Raw genomic sequence first — 19,135 nt, forward strand, 5'->3', positions numbered from 1 at the left:
ATAAAAGAACTGTAACAGCGCAGTTAAGACATTTTTTGCACAATGTCCTGAAAAAAGGTAAAATTAAACGAAGAACGTCAAAGGAAGGCAGATAAAAGATGGCAATGAAAAGAAAACCTACCCAGCAGAAAAACGGAACGCTAAAAGAAAGCGAGCGTGCCGCATTTACTGAGCTGCAAGAACAATTGAATATTCACTTCAATCAACCTGCATTGCTTCACCAAGCATTTACGCATTCATCTTATGTGAATGAGCATCGGAGAAGATATTACACAGACAATGAACGCCTGGAGTTTTTGGGTGATGCTGTCCTGGAATTATCGGTATCCCATTACCTGTTTTCAAAATATCCACAAATGAGCGAAGGCGAATTGACCAAATTGCGCGCAGCAATCGTTTGCGAGCCTTCATTGGTTTTATTTGCCAATGAATTGAATTTCGGCCGTTACATTCTTCTCGGCAAAGGGGAAGAATTGACTGGTGGACGCACTCGCCCTGCCCTTTTGGCGGATGTTTTCGAATCGTTTATCGGCGCTCTTTACTTGGATCAAGGGCTGGAGCCGGTAGTGGCCTTTTTGGACGTCGTCTTATTCCCTAAAGTGGAAACCGGTGCTTTTTCGCATGTGATGGATTATAAAAGCCAATTGCAGGAGCTCGTGCAGCAGAAGAACAACGGTGCATTGAGCTATGAAATCATCGAAGAAAAAGGGCCAGCCCATAGCCGCATTTTCGTGACGCGGGTGTCGCTGGCAGAGAAAGAATTAGGAATCGGAAATGGCCGCTCGAAGAAAGAGGCGGAACAACAAGCAGCTAAACTGGCAATCCAAAAATTGCAGGAAGCAGTGGAGGATCAATAATGTTTTTGAAACGATTAGAAATTATGGGGTTCAAATCCTTTGCCGATCGCATCGGCATCGATTTTGTTCCAGGTGTTACCGCGGTAGTCGGCCCTAACGGCAGCGGAAAAAGCAATGTGACCGATGCCATCCGCTGGGTGCTCGGCGAACAATCCGCCAAGTCCCTGCGCGGAGCAAAGATGGAAGATGTGATTTTTGGCGGCAGCGATTCAAGAAAAGCCCTGAATTTTGCGGAAGTCACCTTAATACTCGATAATACGGATGGCCGAGTCCCTCTCGATTACAGTGAAATCAGTGTAACGCGGAGGGTTTTTCGAAGTGGCGAAAGTGCCTATCTGCTTAACAAGCAAAATTGCCGCTTAAAAGACATCACGGATCTGTTCATGGATTCAGGCCTTGGGAAAGAGGCTTTTTCAATCATTTCCCAAGGGCGCGTCGATCAAATCTTAAACAGCAAGGCAGAAGAACGGCGTTCGATCTTCGAAGAAGCGGCCGGTGTTCTAAAATACAAGCAGCGCAAAAGAAAAGCGGAACTGAAACTGAATGAAACAGATGAAAACTTGAACCGCGTGCTCGATATTCTGCATGAGCTGGATAGCCGGATGGAGCCGCTTCAAATCCAGGCTTCGACAGCGCGCGATTACCTGGACATGAGCGAGCAGCTGAAAGACGCAGACATTGCGCTGTTGGCTTTTGATATTAGCCGCCTTGAAGAGGAAATGGCTTCACTAAGAGAAGAAACAAAGAGCCATACCGAAAAAGAACAGCAATTGGGCAAAGAAATTGAAGAAAAAGAACAGGCTGTGAAAAAAATCCGCCGTTCATTAGCCCAATTGGATCTTGAAATTGATGCTTCCCAAAACCGTTTGGTACAAGCGAGCGGCGAAACCGAGAAATGGGAAGGCCGCAAATTATTGATGTCGGAAAAGAAAAGCAACGCTCATCGCCAAGCGCAGCAGCTACAAGAGTCGCTCGCTGCTGAGCAAGAGGAAAACGGCCAGCTGCAGCAGAAGCATGGGGCTCAATTGCAGCTGCTGGAAGAGCGTAAAGCCGAACAGCGAAAAGCCCAGATTGCGATCAAGCAATTGCAGGATCAATTAAACCGGACGCCTGGGGATATTGAAGAAGATATTGAATCACAGAAATCGGTTTATATCGAATTGATGAATGAGCAGGCAACGGTCCGGAATGAATTGAAAAACCTTGAACTCCAGGAGCTGCAATTATCGGAATCGAGCAGCCGCATTGCCGTACAGCAAGCGGATTTTTCGAAAGAACTGGCTAAACTGGAATCAGAAAAGGCCTCAGCCGAAAAGAAACATCAAGAAATCCAGAAGCTCCTGGCTGAAAAACGGGCCCTTTATAAATCGACCGAAACTCATTTTACGGAGCTCAAAACAGGCTATGAGAAAAAGCAGGCAATGCTTTTCCAGGCGTATCAATCCCAAAAGCAGCTAGGTGCACGCATTCAGACTTTACAGGAATTGGAAGTGGATTTCTCCGGATTCTTCCAAGGCGTGCGTGAAGTGCTGGTAGCTCGTGATAAAGGCTTGCTCGAGGGAATTATTGGAGCCGTAGCAGAAATCGCACAAGTGGACCAGAACTATGCAAAAGCGATTGAAACCGCTTTAGGGGCATCAAGCCAGCATATCATTACCGAAAATGAGCAGCATGCCCGTTCAGCGATCGAATTTCTCCGCAATAAGCGGGCGGGGCGTTCGACGTTCCTGCCGATGACGGTGATGAAATCCCGCAAAATTGCAGAGTCTTCCATTTCAGCTATCAAGCAGCATCCTTCATTCGTCAATATGGCGTACGAATTGGTCAGCTATGATGCCCAGTACCAAATGATTATTGAAAATCTGCTGGGCAATGTCATTGTCGCAAAAGACTTAAAAGGGGCTTCGGCCATCTCCAAATTGACCATGAGCCGCTACCGTGTCGTTACGCTGGATGGCGATGTCGTCAATGCCGGCGGTTCGATGACCGGAGGAGCCAATAAAACCGGGGCCTCGTTTTTCACGAGAAAAGCGGAGCTTGAGCAATTGATCCTTCAGTCGGCAGAACTGGCGGAAACTATCGTCCAGGCGGAGAAAACTGTGAGCCAAGAACAGTCGCAGGTGCATGAAACGGAACAGCGTTTGAACAACCTTCGTTCTGAAGGCGAAAAATACCGGGATTTAGAAGCGGAACGTGCCATGACGCTGCGTGAAGTGGAAGCCGTATTGAAATCGACGAAAGACCGCTTCCGTTTATTCCAGGCAGAACAAAGCAATAAAGATTTTGATCTGACTGAAGTGGCGAAGCGGAAAGAAACGGCTGCTGAGCGCCTGGGTGAAATCGGAGAAGAGCTCGTATCGGTTTCTTCTCAGATCGATGAATTGTCGCATTTCAAGCAGCAAAACGAATCGGCCCGGGATGCCGTAATGGCCAAACTCGCTGACCAGAAATCTTTATTTGCGGTGGTCAAAGAACGCGTCTCCCAATTGGTCCAAAGCGAATCGGAGCTTCTGGAGCGAAAATTGAAGAGTGACCGCAAATTGCAGGATCTTCAAAAAGAATTGGATTGGATCCAATCGGAAGAAGCCGCGAAGGTTTATTCGGATGAAGAAATCCTTGCCGAGATTGCAAAATGGTCGGAAAAGAAACAGCTGGAGCAAGCGGCGGTCGAAGCTTTGAAAGCAGAGCGTCTAGCGAGCCAAACGGAAATGAACGGACTCGACGAAAGTTTTAAAGAACAGCAGCGCCTCTATAAAGGCTTCGTCGAAGCGATCCGCATTTGTGAAGTGAAATCGACCCGGATAGACGTTCAAATCCAGACATTCCTTGCCCAATTGGAGACCGTTTATCAATTGTCGCTGGAAGAAGCGAAGCGGTTTGAATTGAAGGATGAGGAAGAAAATGTCCGCAAGAAAGTAAAATTGCTGAAGCAGTCGATCGAAGAGTTAGGGCCGGTCAACCTTGGCGCCATCGAAGAATTCGAGCATGTATCTGAACGCCATACGTTCTTGACCGACCAGCGAAACGATTTGAATGAAGCGAAAGATACGCTGCGCACCGTGATCGGCGAAATGGATGAAGAAATGACCAGCCGCTTTGATGAAACGTTCCATGCCATCCGCACGCAGTTCCAGCGTGTGTTCAAAGAATTGTTCGGCGGCGGTGCAGCGGACCTTGTCCTGACCGATCCAAGCGATTTACTGATGACCGGTGTGGATATTATTGCGCAGCCTCCCGGCAAAAAACTTCAAAACCTGAATTTATTGTCCGGCGGGGAACGGGCGTTGACGGCCATTGCGCTCTTATTCGCCATCCTGAAAGTGCGCCCTGTGCCGTTCTGTGTGCTGGATGAAGTAGAAGCGGCGCTGGATGAGTCGAACGTTGTCCGTTACAGCCGGTACTTAAAGAAATTCAGCGAAGACACTCAATTTATCGTCATCACGCACCGCAAAGGAACGATGGAAGGGGCAGACGTCCTCTACGGCATCACGATGCAGGAGTCGGGAATTTCCAAACTGGTTTCTGTTAAACTGCAGGAAGAAATTTAAAAAGGAGTGGTTTTGTGAGTTTCTTTAAAAAGTTAAAAGATCGATTTGCCGGCAACGCAGAAGCCGAAGAGTCGACAGAGAAATATAAAGAGGGATTAACGAAAACCCGTACCGGATTTACATCTAAGATCAACGACTTAGTGGCAAGATACCGCAAAGTGGATGAAGATTTCTTCGAAGAATTGGAAGAAATCCTGCTGCAGGCGGATGTCGGCTTTGAAACGGTCATGGTATTGATGGACCAGCTGCGCTTCGAAGTGCAGCGCCAAAATGTAAAAGATACTTCGCGCGTCCAATCCGTTATATCTGAAAAATTGGTGGAGATCTACGAGGGCGGCGACGAAGAAATCAATGAATTGAAATTCGCCGATGGTTTGACAGTCATCTTGTTTGTCGGCGTCAATGGCGTCGGCAAAACGACGACCATCGGAAAATTGGCGCATCGCCTTAAAAGTGAAGGGAAATCCGTGCTTCTTGCAGCCGGCGATACGTTCCGTGCAGGAGCGATCGATCAACTGGATATTTGGGGGCAGCGCGTTGGCGTGGATGTCATCAAACAAAGCGAAGGGTCAGACCCGGCTGCGGTTATGTACGACGCGGTCCGTGCAGCAAAATCGCGCGGCGTCGACGTCTTGATCTGCGATACGGCAGGCCGTCTTCAAAACAAAGTCAATTTGATGAACGAGCTGGAGAAAGTCCATCGCGTCATTTCGCGCGAAGTGCCGGGAGCGCCGCATGAGGTGCTGTTAGCGCTGGATGCCACAACAGGGCAAAATGCTTTAATCCAAGCTCAGACATTTAAAGAAGCAACCAACGTTACAGGGATTGTTTTGACAAAACTCGATGGGACGGCAAAAGGGGGCATCGTTTTAGCGATTCGCCAAAAGCTGAAAATCCCGGTGAAGTTTGTTGGCCTCGGCGAACAAATGAACGATTTGCAGCCATTCGACCCGCAAAAATACGTCTATGGCCTGTTTGCAGAAGGCCTCGACAAAGAAGAAGAGATGGAAGAGGCAGACAAGTAAAATTACTTGACGGAATAGGCAGTTTTCAGTATTGTTGTCAGTAGAGCAAGCGAGGTGAGCAGCGATGATGGGTTTGGAAAAGACGACACGCATGAATTATTTGTTTGATTTCTATCAGGAGTTGCTGACGCCCAAGCAACGGAGCTATATGATGCTCTATTATTTGGACGATCATTCATTAGGTGAAATAGCCGAGGCTTATGATATAACGAGGCAAGCGGTTTATGACAATATCCGCCGGACAGAAGCGATGCTTGAAGAGTATGAAGCAAAGCTGCAATTATTCGGGAAATTCCAGAAACGCCAGCAGCTGGTTGCGGAATTTGAAAAAGAACCGATTGCAGATGAGCGGGTCCAGGAATTTCTCAATCAATTAAAAGAGTTGGATTAGGAGGCGGAAATAGTGGCATTTGAAGGCTTAGCTGAACGCCTGCAAGGCACGATCCAAAAGATCAAAGGCAAAGGGAAAGTGTCTGAAGCAGACGTTAAAGAAATGATGCGCGAAGTCCGCTTCGCATTAATTGAAGCGGATGTCAACTTGAAAGTCGTCAAGGAATTCGTAAAGAAAGTCAGCGAACGCGCTGTTGGCCAAGACGTTATGCAAAGTTTAACGCCGGGCCAGCAAGTCGTTAAAATCGTTAAAGATGAGTTGACGGAATTAATGGGCGGAGAGCAAAGCAAGATCGAGTTCTCCACCAAGCAGCCAACAGTCATCATGATGGTCGGCCTTCAAGGGGCCGGTAAAACGACGACTACGGGCAAGCTTGCGAGCCAATTGCGCAAAAAGAACAACCGCAAGCCCCTATTGGTTGCGGCAGACGTCTATCGTCCAGCTGCCATCCAGCAGCTTGAAACGATCGGCAAGCAATTGTCATTGCCGGTATTTTCGAAAGGCACAGATATCTCGCCAGTCGAGATTTCACGCCAGGCAATCGAATACGCAAAACAAGAGCATTTGGATACGGTCATTATCGATACGGCCGGCCGCCTGCACGTGGATGAAAACTTGATGCAGGAATTGAAAGATATCCGTGCATTGAAAGAACCGGACGAGATTTTCTTGGTCGTGGATGCAATGACCGGTCAAGATGCCGTCAACGTGGCACAGAATTTCAATGAGGCAATCGGCATTACCGGCGTCGTCTTGACAAAACTGGACGGCGATACACGAGGCGGTGCTGCACTTTCCATCCGTTCAGTCACCCAGAAGCCGATTAAATTTGTCGGGATGGGCGAAAAAATGGATGCGCTCGAGCCGTTCCATCCAGAACGCATGGCGTCCCGTATTTTAGGCATGGGCGATATGCTGTCGTTGATCGAAAAAGCGCAGTCGAATATTGATGAAGCAAAAGCGAAGGAAATGGAAGAGAAATTCCGCACGTCTTCGTTCACATTCGATGATTTTCTGGATCAGCTGACGCAAGTCAAACAAATGGGGCCGTTGGATGAAATTCTGAAAATGCTCCCAGGAGCCAATAAAATCAAAGGGCTTGAAAACGCGAAAGTGGACGAAAGCCAAATGGGGCGTGTCGAAGCGATTATCCGTTCGATGACGAAACAAGAGAAAACGTCCCCTGAAATCATTAATGCAAACCGCCGTAAGCGGATTGCCCGCGGATCCGGCACGACGATCCAAGACGTCAATCGCCTGCTGAAGCAGTTTGAAGACATGAAAAAGATGATGAAACAGATGTCCGGCATGAACCAAAAAGGCAAAAAGAAGATGTCGATGCCTGGATTGGATTCGCTTTTCAAATAAATTTTCAGGTGTTAAGAAAAAATACTTTACAAACTATTTAAAGCTTGCTAATATAATATCTTGTGTGAAACTATTCGGAGGTGCTTTAAGAAATGGCAGTAAAAATTCGTTTGAAACGTATGGGAGCTAAAAAGTCTCCTTTTTACCGTATCGTAGTTGCTGATTCACGTGCTCCACGTGACGGCCGTCAAATCCAGACAGTAGGTACTTACAACCCGCTGACAGTTCCAGCTGAAGTGAAAATCGACGAAGAATTAGCGTTGAAATGGCTTCACGATGGCGCTAAACCATCTGACACTGTACGCAACTTGTTTTCTCAAAACGGCATTATGGAGAAATTCCATAACGAAAAATTAAGCAAGTAAGGGAGTCTTTCTTATGAAGCAGCTGATTGAAACAATTGTGAAACCGTTGGTCGATCATCCGGAAGAAGTTCGAGTTGTAACAGACGAAAATGCAAACCGTATCGTCTACAAGCTTTCCGTGCATTCAGAAGATACAGGGAAAGTGATCGGTAAACAAGGACGCGTTGCGAAAGCGATTCGTTCAGTGGTCTATTCAGCAGCAGGCAATTACCATAAGAAAAAAACTTACGTCGATATTGTGGATTAACAAAAAGGGAGGAGCCTAGGTTCCTTCCTTTTTTGCAGCCAAAACCGAAGTGGAAGGATGTTTTAGCGTGAAATGGTTTAATGTAGGGAAAATCGTCAATACGCACGGCATTCGCGGCGAGGTCCGGGTGATGTCCCGTACGGATTTCCCGGAAGAGCGTTTTGCGGTCGGCATGAAGCTGGGGTTGTTCAAACCGGATGCGAAAAAACCGATCATGGTGAAAATCGCCAGCCATCGCCAGCATAAGAACTTTGAGCTAGTGACTTTTGAAGGCTATCCAAACATCAACGATGTCCAGGAATTCAAGGAATCCTATTTGCGGATTGCGGAGCATGACCTGACCGAGTTAGAAGACGATGCATATTACCACCACGAAATTCTGGAATGTACGGTTTTTTCGACAGAAGGCGAAGAAATCGGCGTAGTGACGGAAATTCTGGAAACGGGTGCCAACGATGTATGGGAAGTCACGCCGAAGAAAGGCAAGAAGCATTACATCCCATATATTGAAGATGTCGTCAAAGAAATCGACATTGATGAGAAGAAAATCGTCATCGAAGTTTTGGAAGGTTTGTTGTCGTGATGAATATACACGTCCTTTCTCTATTTCCGACCATGTTCGAAGGCGTTTTCCAGCAATCCATCCTGAAAAAAGCCCAGGAAAAAAGAGCGGTTTCTTTGGAAATCGTTGATATCCGGGAATTTGCGGACAATAAACGCCAAGTGGACGACTATCCTTTTGGCGGAGGCGCAGGCATGGTGCTGAAGCCGGAGCCGATTTTCAATGCAGTGGAAACTGTGGCAAAAGAACGGAAACCCCGCGTTATCCTTATGTGCCCGCAAGGCGAACGCTTTACGCAAGCAAAAGCGGAAGAGCTTTCAAACGAAGAAGAGCTGATCTTCATCTGCGGCCATTATGAGGGCTATGATGAACGGATCCGCGAGCATTTGGTGACGGACGAAATCTCCATCGGCGATTTTGTGCTGACTGGCGGAGAGCTGGCTGCAATGACCGTAATCGACAGTGTCGTCAGACTTCTTCCGGGCGTGCTAGGGAACTCCGATTCCCCTGTGAAGGATTCCTTCTCTACCGGCATGCTCGAACACCCTCAGTACACGCGTCCGGCAGAATTCCGAGGCTGGAAAGTTCCGGCTGTCTTAACTTCAGGAAATCATGCGAAAGTCGACGAATGGAGAGAGCAGCAAAGCTTGCTGCGGACATTGGAGCGGCGTCCGGATCTATTGGAAAAGCTTGAATTGACGCCGAAGCAAGAAAAGCTTTTAGAAGCGTTGAAAAATAAAAAATGATAAGCGGATTTTCTCTTGCAGAACAAAAGATTTGGTGGTACTATGGAGTCTGTACTTTTATGTGAAGTACAGGATCACGGTGTTCCGCTGCAACAATCAATTGTGTGCAAGAGCATCTGTAGAAGGAGAGAAAAAAACATGCAAAACATTATTGCAGACATCACAAAAGAACAACTTCGTACGGATCTTCCAGATTTCCGTCCGGGAGACACTGTTCGTGTACACGTGAAAGTTGTCGAGGGAACTCGCGAACGTATCCAGGTATACGAAGGAGTCGTAATCAGTCGCCGTGGAGGCGGAATCAGTGAATCATTCACTGTCCGTAAAATCTCTTATGGTGTTGGTGTTGAACGTACATTCCCTGTACACACACCAAAAATTGCACAGCTTGAAGTTACTCGCCGTGGTAAAGTACGTCGTGCGAAATTGTACTACTTGCGCAACCTACGCGGTAAAGCAGCACGCATCAAAGAAATTCGATAAGATTGCACTAATGAAAGAGGGCGAATTCGCCCTCTTTCTTTTTGTTTATTTGGAGGGATTGCTGATGCCCCGGCAGCTAGCCCCTCGGGATCCTAAGTCAGCCCACACCGGAAATCAGGATTTCCTTCGTGTTCTTCCTTAAGCCTTTCGGGGCTGACAAGGCGTCTCCGCTTTTCTTGTCCAGCTGCAAGAGCCAGCTTCTCGGCTATAAGCCAGCCCGCTGCGGCGGCCACAGCCTCCTCGCAGTCTGTCTAAAACATATATTGCTCCTGCATTACTTCGTGCTTCGTCGCAAAGAGATGGACTGCACTTCGTTTAGACCATCTCTTAGCTGCCGAAGCTAAACGGCTCTTTCCGCTTTTCTTTGTCCAGCTCCAACGGCCAGCCTCTCGAGGTCTTAAGTCGTCTTGCCTGTGCGGCAAAAAGCGCCGCTTCGGCAATCCACCTTAAGCTTGTCGAGGCTAATCGGCCGTTTCCGCTTTTCTTTGTCTTTGCTAAAAGTTTGTTATCCTTGTACAATTAAAACAGAAAGTTTAGGGAGGAACATGGATGGAACGTGAAGTGAAGAAAAAAAATGAGGTTTGGGAATGGTCTAAAGCTTTACTGATCGCGTTCGGTATTGCTGCAATTATCCGCTTTTTCTTTTTCACCCCGATTGTGGTGGACGGAGAGTCCATGATGCCGACTTTGGAACATGGAGACCGGATGATTGTCAATAAGATCGGATATATTGTCGGGGAACCGGACAGATTCGACATTGTCGTTTTCCATGCACCGGAACAGAAAGACTACATTAAACGGATCATCGGATTGCCGGGCGATCACATCGCTTACGAAGAAGATCAGTTATACATTAATGGAGAAGCGGTCGATGAGCCTTATTTAGATGAGTATAAAAAAGGCATTACTGGAACATTAACAGAAGATTTTACTTTAGAAGAGAAGATTAACCAAAGTACGATCCCGGAAGGTTATGTGTTCGTCATGGGCGATAACCGGAGGGCCAGCAAAGACAGCCGCCATATCGGAATTGTTCCGATTGACGAAGTTATTGGCAGCACGAATTTCGTGTTTTGGCCAGTAGCAGAAGCAGGGGTTATTAATTAAGGAGTGTTTTTAATGACGATACAATGGTTTCCTGGGCACATGGCCAAAGCCAGAAGAGAAGTTACGGAAAAACTGAAACTGGTTGATATCATTTTCGAACTTGTGGATGCCCGGTTGCCTTTGTCTTCACGAAATCCAATGATTGACCAAGTGATTCAGCAAAAACCCCGTTTGATCATATTGAACAAAATGGACATGGCAGATGATGCTGAAACAAAAAAGTGGATTCGTTATTTTGAAGATCAAGGAACAAGAGCCGTTGCCATCAATTCGCTTGAAGGCAAAGGGCTGCAATTAGTGACAAAAGCGTCTAAGGAAATTCTTGCAGAAAAATGGGATCGGATGATTGCGAAAGGCATCAAGCCCCGTGCGATCCGTGCGATGATCGTCGGCATTCCGAACGTCGGGAAATCGACGCTCATCAACCGCCTTTCCAAGAAAAGCTTGGCGAAAACCGGCAATATGCCCGGAGTGACAAAAGCGCAGCAATGGATCAAAGTCGGCAAAGAAATCGAATTGCTCGATACGCCGGGGATTCTCTGGCCGAAATTTGAAGATCCGGAAATCGGCTTTAAGCTGGCTGTCACCGGGGCGATTAAAGACTCGGTCATCCAAATGCAGGAACTCGCGGTCTATTCATTGAACTTCCTGGAACAGCGCTATCCGGAACGGTTATTGGAAAGATACGGAATTGAGCAGGTAGATGAAGAGATTGTCGAGACTTTCGATAAAATCGGCAAGAGGAGAAGATGTTTGACGAATGACGGGGAAGTGGACTATGAAATGACTGCAGAAATCATCGTCCGCGACATCCGGAATCAGCATCTTGGAAAAATCACATTCGATTATAAGGATGAAATGATTACAGAAGACGAAGCGTGACCGGAAACAAAAGGGCTGTTCTCAAGCAATTGGGCACAGCCTTTTCTAATGCCGTTCAAGCGCAGCAGACTAAGCAGAAACGGGTTGAAACAATGCAGAAAATAAAAGACATAAAAGAAAAGTTGGCGGCTTTGGAAGAATGGGATGCGTGGATGGATGAATTGGCAAAAGATGAACGTTCAAGCGTCCGGGCATTGGTGAAAACATGGCAGCGGAAAAAAGAAGCCAAAGTCAAACTAATACATAATCACCAAGCGAAATTGGATTTTGATGAATCATTCAAAACGCATCCGGAAGCATTGGTTGCCGGGATTGACGAAGCGGGACGGGGGCCGCTTGCGGGACCAGTCGTTACAGCGGCCGTCATCTTGCCGGAAGATTGTACAGCACTCGTCGGGCTGGACGATTCCAAAAAAATATCAAAAGCGAAACGCGATCATTTTGCTGAAATTATTCGAGAGACAGCTGTGAGCTACGCGGTTCACATTCAATCGCCGGAAGCGATCGACCGCTTGAATATATTCCAGGCGACAAAAGAATCCATGACAGCCGCAGCCCAATCCCTGGGCCCGCAGCCGCACATTATCCTAGCGGATGCGATGAAGCTGGAGACAGCCCAACCTTGCGAATCCATCATCAAAGGCGATGCAAAAAGTTTGGCGATTGCAGCTGCTTCCATATTGGCAAAAACAGGGCGGGACGCCATCATGGACCGCTACGCAGAAGAATATCCGGAATATGGGTTTGAACATCACGCGGGCTACGGTACAAAAGAGCATTTAGCGGCGCTTGCCCGGTACGGCGCCACTCCAATCCACCGAAAAACTTTCGAGCCGATCAAATCGATGGAAGCATCAAACAAGCTTTAATCGGGCGGCTGGATTTTGAATAGTCTAAGTTTTTAGGGCGATAATCATCAACTGTGGACATTCGATGACAACTTTAATACAATGGTAGAGGCAATAAAATTACGAGACAGATGTTTGATTGGAGGATGACAGATGAATATCCATGAATATCAGGGAAAACAAATCCTAAAGCAATATGGAGTAGCAGTTCCTGAAGGCCATGTAGCTTTTTCTCCGGAAGAGGCAGTGAAAGCGGCTAAAGAACTTGGTACTGATGTTGTTGTGGTGAAAGCCCAAATCCACGCAGGTGGCCGCGGTAAAGCCGGCGGAGTTAAACTTGCGAAGAACTTGGATGAAGTGCGTACATATGCGAAGGAACTTCTTGGCAAAGTGCTAGTTACGCATCAGACAGGTCCTGAAGGCAAAGAAGTGAAACGCTTGTACATTGAAGCGGGAAGCGACATCCAAAAAGAATACTACCTTGGTTTGGTATTAGACCGCGAAACTTCTCGCGTAACTCTTATGGGTTCTGAAGAAGGCGGAATGGACATCGAGGAAGTGGCAGCTAATACTCCGGAGCGCCTTTTCTATGAAGAAATCGACCCGGTTGTAGGCTTGACTGGCTTCCAGGCTCGCCGTATGGCATTCAACATGAATATCCCGGCTAAACTGGTAAACAAAGCAGCGAAATTGATGCTTGGATTGTACCAGGCTTACGTGGATACAGATGCAGCCATCGTTGAAATCAACCCGTTAGTGGTGACTGGAGACGGACAAGTCGTAGCATTGGATGCGAAATTCAACTTTGATGCAAACGCACTTTACCGTCATCAGAACGTGATGGAAATGCGCGACTACGACGAAGAAGATGCAAAAGAAATTGAAGCTTCTAAGTATGACTTAAGCTACATTTCTTTAGATGGGAACATCGGCTGTATGGTTAACGGCGCCGGACTTGCTATGGCAACAATGGATACGATCAACTACTACGGCGGAACACCCGCTAACTTCCTTGACGTTGGGGGCGGTGCCACTGCTGAGAAAGTAACGGAAGCATTCAAAATCATTCTTTCAGACCAGAATGTAAAAGGGATCTTCGTTAACATTTTCGGCGGTATCATGAAGTGCGACATCATCGCAGAAGGCGTTATCCAAGCAGCGAAAGAAGTTAGCTTGAATGTACCTCTAGTTGTTCGTCTTGAAGGAACAAACGTAGAATTAGGTAAAAAACTGCTGAACGAATCAGGTCTTGATATTGTCGCAGCCGGAACGATGGCAGAAGGCGCTAAAAAGATCGTAGAACTTGTAGGCTAAGAAGGGCAGGGACAAAAATGAGTGTATATATTAACAAAGACACGAAAGTACTTGTGCAAGGAATTACAGGGTCAACTGCCCTTTTCCACACAAAACAAATGCTTGAATACGGAACGAAAATCGTTGCCGGCGTAACACCTGGCAAAGGCGGAACTGAAGTAGAAGGCGTACCTGTCTTCAACACTGTACAAGATGCTGTTAAAGCTACTGGCGCAAACGTATCAGTAATTTACGTACCGGCACCTTTTGCTGCAGACGCGATTCTTGAAGCTGTTGACGCCGACCTTGATATGGCGATCTGCATCACTGAGCACATTCCAGTATTGGATATGGTAAAAGTGAAGCGCTATATGGAAGGCAAGAAAACTCGTTTGGTTGGACCGAACTGCCCAGGCGTTATTACACCTGATGAGTGCAAAATCGGTATCATGCCAGGCTATATCCACAAAAAAGGGCATGTCGGCGTAGTTTCACGTTCTGGTACATTGACGTATGAAGCGACTCACCAATTGTCTGAAGAAGGCATCGGCCAGTCTACGGCTGTCGGAATCGGCGGAGACCCAGTAAACGGCACAAACTTCATCGATGTGTTGAAAGCTTTCAACGAAGATGAAGATACGTACGCTGTCGTAATGATCGGCGAAATCGGCGGAACAGCTGAAGAAGAAGCTGCTGCGTGGGTGAAAGCGAACATGACGAAGCCTGTAGTCGGCTTTATCGGCGGACAAACTGCTCCAGAAGGAAAACGTATGGGCCATGCCGGTGCGATCATTTCTGGCGGTAAAGGAACAGCTGCAGACAAGATCAAAGCAATGAACGAAGCTGGAATCGAAGTTGCAGACACTCCATCAGTAATTGGCGAAACATTGATCAAAGTGATCAAAGAAAAAGGCCTTTACGACAAATGTAAAACGCATTGATTAACAGAATAAGGCGCATCTTTTGGATGCGCCTTATTTTTATACAAAAAAATAGAGGAGGCAGAAAATGACTGAAGAATTTTTACAGCGATTCTATGCACTTCATTATGTTTATCCGAAGCCACTGAACCGGCTCCAGCGATTAATGGCAGATGACCCTGAACTTGGCCGCTTGACATACAGGCCGCCGAACGAATGGTCGGCATTGCTTGGAATATCAATTGCTCAAGCCGCCTCATTGAAAAAAGCGTATGCCGATTCCTTGCATATCCCTTTTGATGAACTTTATCAAAAACATAAGATAACCCCCATATCTTATTTCCACTCCCATTACCCCGAAAGTTTGCTGGATTTGATTGACCCGCCAGCCATCCTATACGCAAAAGGCGATACACGCCTGCTTTTAGCACCCTTTAAAATCGCCATAATCGGCTCTAGAAAAGCTACCGGCTATTCGCGGGCCGCCATTCAGACGCTGCTCCCGCCTTTGATTGCGAAAAAAACGGTTATTGTCAGCGGTCTGGCGGTTGGTGCAGATGCGATGGCGCATCAAGAAGCTATCGATAGTGGAGGCCGGACCATTGCAGTCACCGGAAGCGGTTTTTTGCATCCCTACCCAAAAGAAAATCGTCCGCTCAATAATATAATAGAAGAAACCCATTTAGTCATAACGGAATATCCACCTTATATGCAGCCGCTCAGGTGGAATTTCCCGATGAGAAACCGCATCATCAGCGGGCTGTCAAAAGGGATCATTGTAACGGAAGCGAAAGAGAAGAGCGGAACGATGAGCACGATAGAACATGCACTGGAGCATGGCAGGGACGTTTTTGCGGTTCCAGGGAATATTTACTCACCTTTATCCGCGGGACCCCATAAACTCATTGCAGAAGGCGCTGTACCGCTATGGAACGGGGGGCGGGTACTGGAAGAATACCCCCAACTTACAGAGGATTTATAACTAAGCAAAATGAAAAACCTTGCATTCCGACAAAAACTGTTATACATTTTGCATCAGGTAATTCTTTTATTCATTTTAAGAAACCTCTATGAGGAGGAATATTCATGTCGGATTATTTAGTGATTGTAGAATCGCCGGCTAAAGCGAAAACAATCGAACGCTATTTAGGGAAAAAGTATAAAGTCCGGGCTTCACTTGGCCACTTGCGGGATCTTCCCCGCAGCCAGATGGGCGTGGATGTTGAAAATAATTATGAACCGCGTTATATCACAATTAGAGGCAAAGGCCCTATTTTGCAGGATTTGAAAAAAGAAGCAAAAAAAGCGAAGAAAGTCTTTCTCGCAGCTGACCCGGACCGCGAAGGGGAAGCGATTGCATGGCACTTGGCAAATGCGCTCGGCGTGGACCAGACCACGGAATGCCGCGTAGTGTTCAACGAGATTACAAAAGATGCCATCAAAGAATCATTCAAACATCCAAGAAAAATAGATATGGATTTGGTGGATGCCCAGCAAGCGAGACGGATACTGGACCGCTTGGTAGGCTATAGCATCAGCCCAATCCTGTGGAAAAAAGTGAAAAAAGGCTTGTCGGCGGGACGTGTTCAATCCGTCGCTTTGCGCTTGATCATCGACCGGGAAAACGAAATCAAAAATTTCGAACCGGAAGAGTACTGGTCCATTACAGGCGAGTTTGAAAAAGCGAAGAAGAAATTCGAAGCGCAGTATTACGGCTCTGCCACTGAAAAAATGAAATTGCAAAACGAAGAAGATGTAAAAGCAGTTATGTCTTCGATGAAAGATAAAAAGTTCACCGTGAACCGCGTTGTGAAAAAAGAAAGAAAGAGAAATCCTTCCCCTTCTTTTACAACTTCATCCCTCCAACAGGAAGCTGCCCGCAAATTAAACTTCCGTGCGAAGAAAACGATGATGTTAGCACAGCAATTATATGAAGGCATCGCAGTCGGCAAAGAAGGCATTACCGGTTTGATTACGTATATGCGTACAGACTCCACCCGGATTTCCGAAACCGCTAAAAAAGATGCCATGGATTTTGTGACAAGCAATTACGGAGAAGATTATGTAACCAAAACAACGGCCGCCAAACAGTCGGCCAAATCACAGGATGCCCACGAAGCGGTTCGTCCGACCAGCGTGATGCGGACGCCGGAATCGTTAAAAAGCATTTTGTCGCGCGATTTATACCGTTTGTATAAATTGATTTGGGACCGTTTTGTTGCGAGCCAAATGTCACCGGCTATTCTGGACACGGTGATGGCGGAATTGCAGAACGGGGAAGCGGTCTTCCGTGCCAACGGATCCCAAGTGAAGTTTCCGGGATTCATGAAACTCTATATCGAAGGTACAGATGACCAGACGGAAGACAAAGACAATATTTTGCCCGATATGGCAGAAGGTGATATTGTAGAAGCTGTTGCAATTGATCCGAAACAGCACTTTACTCAGCCGCCTCCGCGCTATACCGAAGCCCGTTTGGTCCGCACTTTGGAAGAATTGGGGATAGGCAGGCCTTCCACATATGCTCCGACATTGGATACGATTCAAAAACGCGGGTATGTCGCATTGGATGCCAAACGATTTATCCCGACAGAATTAGGGGAAATCGTCCACGGACTGGTCAGCGATTTTTTCCCGGATATCTTGAATATCGAGTTTACGGCAAAAATGGAAAATGACCTGGACAGCGTAGAAGAAGGCGATATCGACTGGCGCGCCATCATTGATGTGTTCTTCAAGGATTTTGAAAAAGATCTCGAAGTGGCTGAAAATGAAATGGAGAAAGTCCAGATCAAAGATGAACCTGCTGGCGAAGATTGTGAAGTTTGCGGTTCTCCGATGGTCTTTAAGCTTGGCCGGTACGGCAAGTTTATGGCTTGCAGCAATTTCCCGGACTGCCGGAATACGAAAGCGATCGTCAAGCATATCGGCGTCACGTGCCCGACATGCAAAGAAGGCGAAATCGTAGAGCGCAAGAGCAAGAAACGCCGGGTTTTCTATGGCTGCGAACGGTATCCGGAATGCGACTTTGTCTCATGGGATAAACCGATTGAACGGCCGTGCCCGAAATGCAACGAGTTGCTTGTAGAGAAGAAAGTGAAAAAAGGCGTGCAGATCAATTGCACAAACTGCGACTACAAAGAAGAAGTTCAATAATAGACAGAGGTGTTAACTATGACGAAATATGTAAACGTGATCGGAGCTGGCCTTGCAGGAAGTGAAGCGGCTTGGCAAGTTGCCAAAAGAGGAATTAATGTGCGGCTTTATGAGATGCGCCCAGTAAAACAGACGCCAGCGCACCATACAGATAAATTTGCAGAACTTGTCTGCAGCAATTCATTGCGGGCGAACTCGCTTACCAATGCGGTTGGCGTAATCAAAGAGGAAATGCGCCATATGGATTCGGTCATTATCGAATCTGCAGACCGCGCGTCTGTTCCGGCAGGCGGAGCACTAGCCGTTGACCGCCACGAGTTTGCGGGATTGGTGACGGAAAAAGTCCGCAACCATCCGTTAGTTGAAGTCATTAACGAAGAAGTAACGGAAATTCCGGAAGGCATCACGATCATCGCAACCGGCCCATTGACTTCTCCGGCTTTGGCTGAAAAAGTCAGAGAATTGACAGGTGAGGAATACCTTTATTTCTACGATGCTGCAGCGCCGATTATTGAAAAAGACAGCATCGACATGGATAAAGTCTATTTGAAATCCCGTTATGACAAAGGGGAAGCGGCTTACTTGAATTGTCCGATGACGGAAGAAGAGTTTAAACGTTTCCACACGGCTTTGGTCGAAGCGGAAGTCGTGCCGTTGAAAGAATTCGAAAAAGAAATTTATTTTGAAGGCTGCATGCCGGTTGAAGTGATGGCGGCTCGCGGAGAAAAAACGTTGACGTTCGGACCGATGAAGCCGGTAGGGCTCGAAGATCCGAAAACAGGCAAACGCCCTTATGCTGTTGTGCAGCTTCGCCAAGACGATGCGGCCGGAACCCTTTACAATATTGTCGGCTTCCAAACGCACTTGAAGTGGGGACCTCAAAAAGAAGTGTTGCGTCTCATTCCGGGGCTCGAAAATGTGGAAATCGTGAGATACGGTGTGATGCACCGCAACACATTCATCAACTCGCCGCGGGTATTGAAGCCGACATATCAATTGAAGGCAAATCCGAACATCTTCTTTGCTGGACAGATGACAGGCGTTGAAGGCTACGTTGAATCAGCAGGAAGCGGATTGCTTGCCGGCGTCAATGCAGCTAAACTTGCACTTGGAGAAGAGCAAATCGTCTTCCCGGCAGAAACGGCTTTAGGAAGCATGGCACGCTATATTACAGAAGCCGACAGCAAAAACTTCCAGCCGATGAACATCAACTTCGGATTGTTCCCGGATTTAGGCGAACGCGTAAAATCCAAGCAGGAACGCGCTGAAAAACATGCTGACCGTGCACTGGCAGCTATTCACAATTTTATGAATACCGTGACTGTTTAATTGAAAAA

At 47.1% G+C, this 19,135-nt stretch carries 18 protein-coding genes; all 18 read left to right on the forward strand.

Going from position 1 to position 19,135, the window contains the following annotated elements:
- Positions 1–98 precede the first annotated feature (98 nt).
- The 18 genes from rnc (at position 99) to trmFO (ending at position 19,127) form a co-directional block, all read left to right on the forward strand.
- Complete coding sequence (gene rnc / locus BN1080_RS06675; protein ID WP_052651210.1) at positions 99–857, forward strand: ribonuclease III; 759 nt, start codon at positions 99–101, stop codon at positions 855–857.
- On the forward strand, positions 857–4,405 hold the full coding sequence (gene smc / locus BN1080_RS06680; RefSeq protein WP_052651212.1) for a chromosome segregation protein SMC: 3,549 nt from the start codon (positions 857–859) through the stop codon (positions 4,403–4,405). The genes rnc and smc overlap by 1 nt, the downstream gene beginning before the upstream one ends.
- Positions 4,406–4,419: 14 nt before the next feature.
- Positions 4,420–5,430, forward strand: a complete 1,011-nt coding sequence (gene ftsY / locus BN1080_RS06685; RefSeq protein ID WP_052651214.1) for a signal recognition particle-docking protein FtsY — start codon at positions 4,420–4,422, stop codon at positions 5,428–5,430.
- A 67-nt stretch (positions 5,431–5,497) separates the two neighbouring features.
- Positions 5,498–5,821, forward strand: a complete 324-nt coding sequence (locus tag BN1080_RS06690) for a putative DNA-binding protein (protein WP_052651216.1) — start codon at positions 5,498–5,500, stop codon at positions 5,819–5,821.
- 12 nt (positions 5,822–5,833) lie between these two features.
- The gene (ffh, locus tag BN1080_RS06695) at positions 5,834–7,189 is read left to right on the forward strand and encodes a signal recognition particle protein (protein ID WP_052651218.1); all 1,356 of its coding nucleotides are present in this window, start codon (positions 5,834–5,836) and stop codon (positions 7,187–7,189) included.
- A 92-nt stretch (positions 7,190–7,281) separates the two neighbouring features.
- Positions 7,282–7,554, forward strand: a complete 273-nt coding sequence (rpsP, locus tag BN1080_RS06700; protein WP_052651220.1) for a 30S ribosomal protein S16 — start codon at positions 7,282–7,284, stop codon at positions 7,552–7,554.
- Positions 7,555–7,567: 13 nt separating this feature from the next.
- A complete protein-coding gene (locus BN1080_RS06705; RefSeq protein ID WP_052651222.1) occupies positions 7,568–7,801 on the forward strand; it encodes a KH domain-containing protein in 234 nt (77 codons plus the stop codon).
- A gap of 67 nt (positions 7,802–7,868) precedes the next feature.
- The gene (gene rimM / locus BN1080_RS06710) at positions 7,869–8,384 is read left to right on the forward strand and encodes a ribosome maturation factor RimM (protein ID WP_052651224.1); all 516 of its coding nucleotides are present in this window, start codon (positions 7,869–7,871) and stop codon (positions 8,382–8,384) included.
- Positions 8,384–9,109: a tRNA (guanosine(37)-N1)-methyltransferase TrmD gene (gene trmD / locus BN1080_RS06715; protein WP_052651226.1), complete on the forward strand. Its 726-nt coding sequence runs from the start codon at positions 8,384–8,386 to the stop codon at positions 9,107–9,109. Before rimM ends, trmD begins: the two co-directional genes overlap by 1 nt.
- A gap of 138 nt (positions 9,110–9,247) precedes the next feature.
- Positions 9,248–9,592 (forward strand): 50S ribosomal protein L19, encoded by a 345-nt coding sequence (rplS, locus tag BN1080_RS06720; protein ID WP_052651228.1) that lies wholly within the window; start codon positions 9,248–9,250, stop codon positions 9,590–9,592.
- A 549-nt stretch (positions 9,593–10,141) separates the two neighbouring features.
- Positions 10,142–10,699, forward strand: a complete 558-nt coding sequence (lepB, locus tag BN1080_RS06725; RefSeq protein ID WP_052651230.1) for a signal peptidase I — start codon at positions 10,142–10,144, stop codon at positions 10,697–10,699.
- A gap of 12 nt (positions 10,700–10,711) precedes the next feature.
- The gene (ylqF, locus tag BN1080_RS06730) at positions 10,712–11,581 is read left to right on the forward strand and encodes a ribosome biogenesis GTPase YlqF (protein WP_052651232.1); all 870 of its coding nucleotides are present in this window, start codon (positions 10,712–10,714) and stop codon (positions 11,579–11,581) included.
- A gap of 92 nt (positions 11,582–11,673) precedes the next feature.
- Positions 11,674–12,450: a ribonuclease HII gene (locus BN1080_RS06735; protein ID WP_052654453.1), complete on the forward strand. Its 777-nt coding sequence runs from the start codon at positions 11,674–11,676 to the stop codon at positions 12,448–12,450.
- A 132-nt stretch (positions 12,451–12,582) separates the two neighbouring features.
- A complete protein-coding gene (gene sucC / locus BN1080_RS06740) occupies positions 12,583–13,743 on the forward strand; it encodes an ADP-forming succinate--CoA ligase subunit beta (protein WP_052651234.1) in 1,161 nt (386 codons plus the stop codon).
- Between the two features lie 17 nt (positions 13,744–13,760).
- A complete protein-coding gene (sucD, locus tag BN1080_RS06745) occupies positions 13,761–14,663 on the forward strand; it encodes a succinate--CoA ligase subunit alpha (RefSeq protein WP_052651236.1) in 903 nt (300 codons plus the stop codon).
- Between the two features lie 67 nt (positions 14,664–14,730).
- Positions 14,731–15,624: a DNA-processing protein DprA gene (gene dprA, locus BN1080_RS06750; protein WP_052651238.1), complete on the forward strand. Its 894-nt coding sequence runs from the start codon at positions 14,731–14,733 to the stop codon at positions 15,622–15,624.
- Positions 15,625–15,728: 104 nt separating this feature from the next.
- Entirely contained in the window at positions 15,729–17,798 is a 2,070-nt protein-coding gene (gene topA, locus BN1080_RS06755) for a type I DNA topoisomerase (RefSeq protein ID WP_052651240.1), read from the forward strand.
- Between the two features lie 18 nt (positions 17,799–17,816).
- Positions 17,817–19,127, forward strand: coding sequence for an FADH(2)-oxidizing methylenetetrahydrofolate--tRNA-(uracil(54)-C(5))-methyltransferase TrmFO (gene trmFO / locus BN1080_RS06760; RefSeq protein ID WP_052651242.1), 1,311 nt, complete (start codon positions 17,817–17,819; stop codon positions 19,125–19,127).
- The last annotated feature ends 8 nt before the right edge of the window (positions 19,128–19,135 follow it).

Origin of the sequence: Planococcus massiliensis (genome assembly GCF_000821325.1) — a bacterium.
Lineage (GTDB): Bacteria > Bacillota > Bacilli > Bacillales_A > Planococcaceae > Planococcus > Planococcus ruber.

What these genes read in the sequence shown, in the direction of transcription:
- trmFO (WP_052651242.1), top strand. Translation starts at nt 17,817, where the DNA reads ATGACGAAATATGTAAACGTGATCGGAGCTGGCCTTGCAGGAAGTGAA.
- rpsP (WP_052651220.1), top strand. Translation starts at nt 7,282, where the DNA reads ATGGCAGTAAAAATTCGTTTGAAACGTATGGGAGCTAAAAAGTCTCCT.
- lepB (WP_052651230.1), top strand. Translation starts at nt 10,142, where the DNA reads ATGGAACGTGAAGTGAAGAAAAAAAATGAGGTTTGGGAATGGTCTAAA.
- BN1080_RS06705 (WP_052651222.1), top strand. Translation starts at nt 7,568, where the DNA reads ATGAAGCAGCTGATTGAAACAATTGTGAAACCGTTGGTCGATCATCCG.
- sucC (WP_052651234.1), top strand. Translation starts at nt 12,583, where the DNA reads ATGAATATCCATGAATATCAGGGAAAACAAATCCTAAAGCAATATGGA.
- sucD (WP_052651236.1), top strand. Translation starts at nt 13,761, where the DNA reads ATGAGTGTATATATTAACAAAGACACGAAAGTACTTGTGCAAGGAATT.
- ylqF (WP_052651232.1), top strand. Translation starts at nt 10,712, where the DNA reads ATGACGATACAATGGTTTCCTGGGCACATGGCCAAAGCCAGAAGAGAA.
- rnc (WP_052651210.1), top strand. Translation starts at nt 99, where the DNA reads ATGGCAATGAAAAGAAAACCTACCCAGCAGAAAAACGGAACGCTAAAA.
- dprA (WP_052651238.1), top strand. Translation starts at nt 14,731, where the DNA reads ATGACTGAAGAATTTTTACAGCGATTCTATGCACTTCATTATGTTTAT.
- BN1080_RS06690 (WP_052651216.1), top strand. Translation starts at nt 5,498, where the DNA reads ATGGGTTTGGAAAAGACGACACGCATGAATTATTTGTTTGATTTCTAT.
- smc (WP_052651212.1), top strand. Translation starts at nt 857, where the DNA reads ATGTTTTTGAAACGATTAGAAATTATGGGGTTCAAATCCTTTGCCGAT.
- trmD (WP_052651226.1), top strand. Translation starts at nt 8,384, where the DNA reads ATGAATATACACGTCCTTTCTCTATTTCCGACCATGTTCGAAGGCGTT.
- topA (WP_052651240.1), top strand. Translation starts at nt 15,729, where the DNA reads ATGTCGGATTATTTAGTGATTGTAGAATCGCCGGCTAAAGCGAAAACA.
- BN1080_RS06735 (WP_052654453.1), top strand. Translation starts at nt 11,674, where the DNA reads ATGCAGAAAATAAAAGACATAAAAGAAAAGTTGGCGGCTTTGGAAGAA.
- rplS (WP_052651228.1), top strand. Translation starts at nt 9,248, where the DNA reads ATGCAAAACATTATTGCAGACATCACAAAAGAACAACTTCGTACGGAT.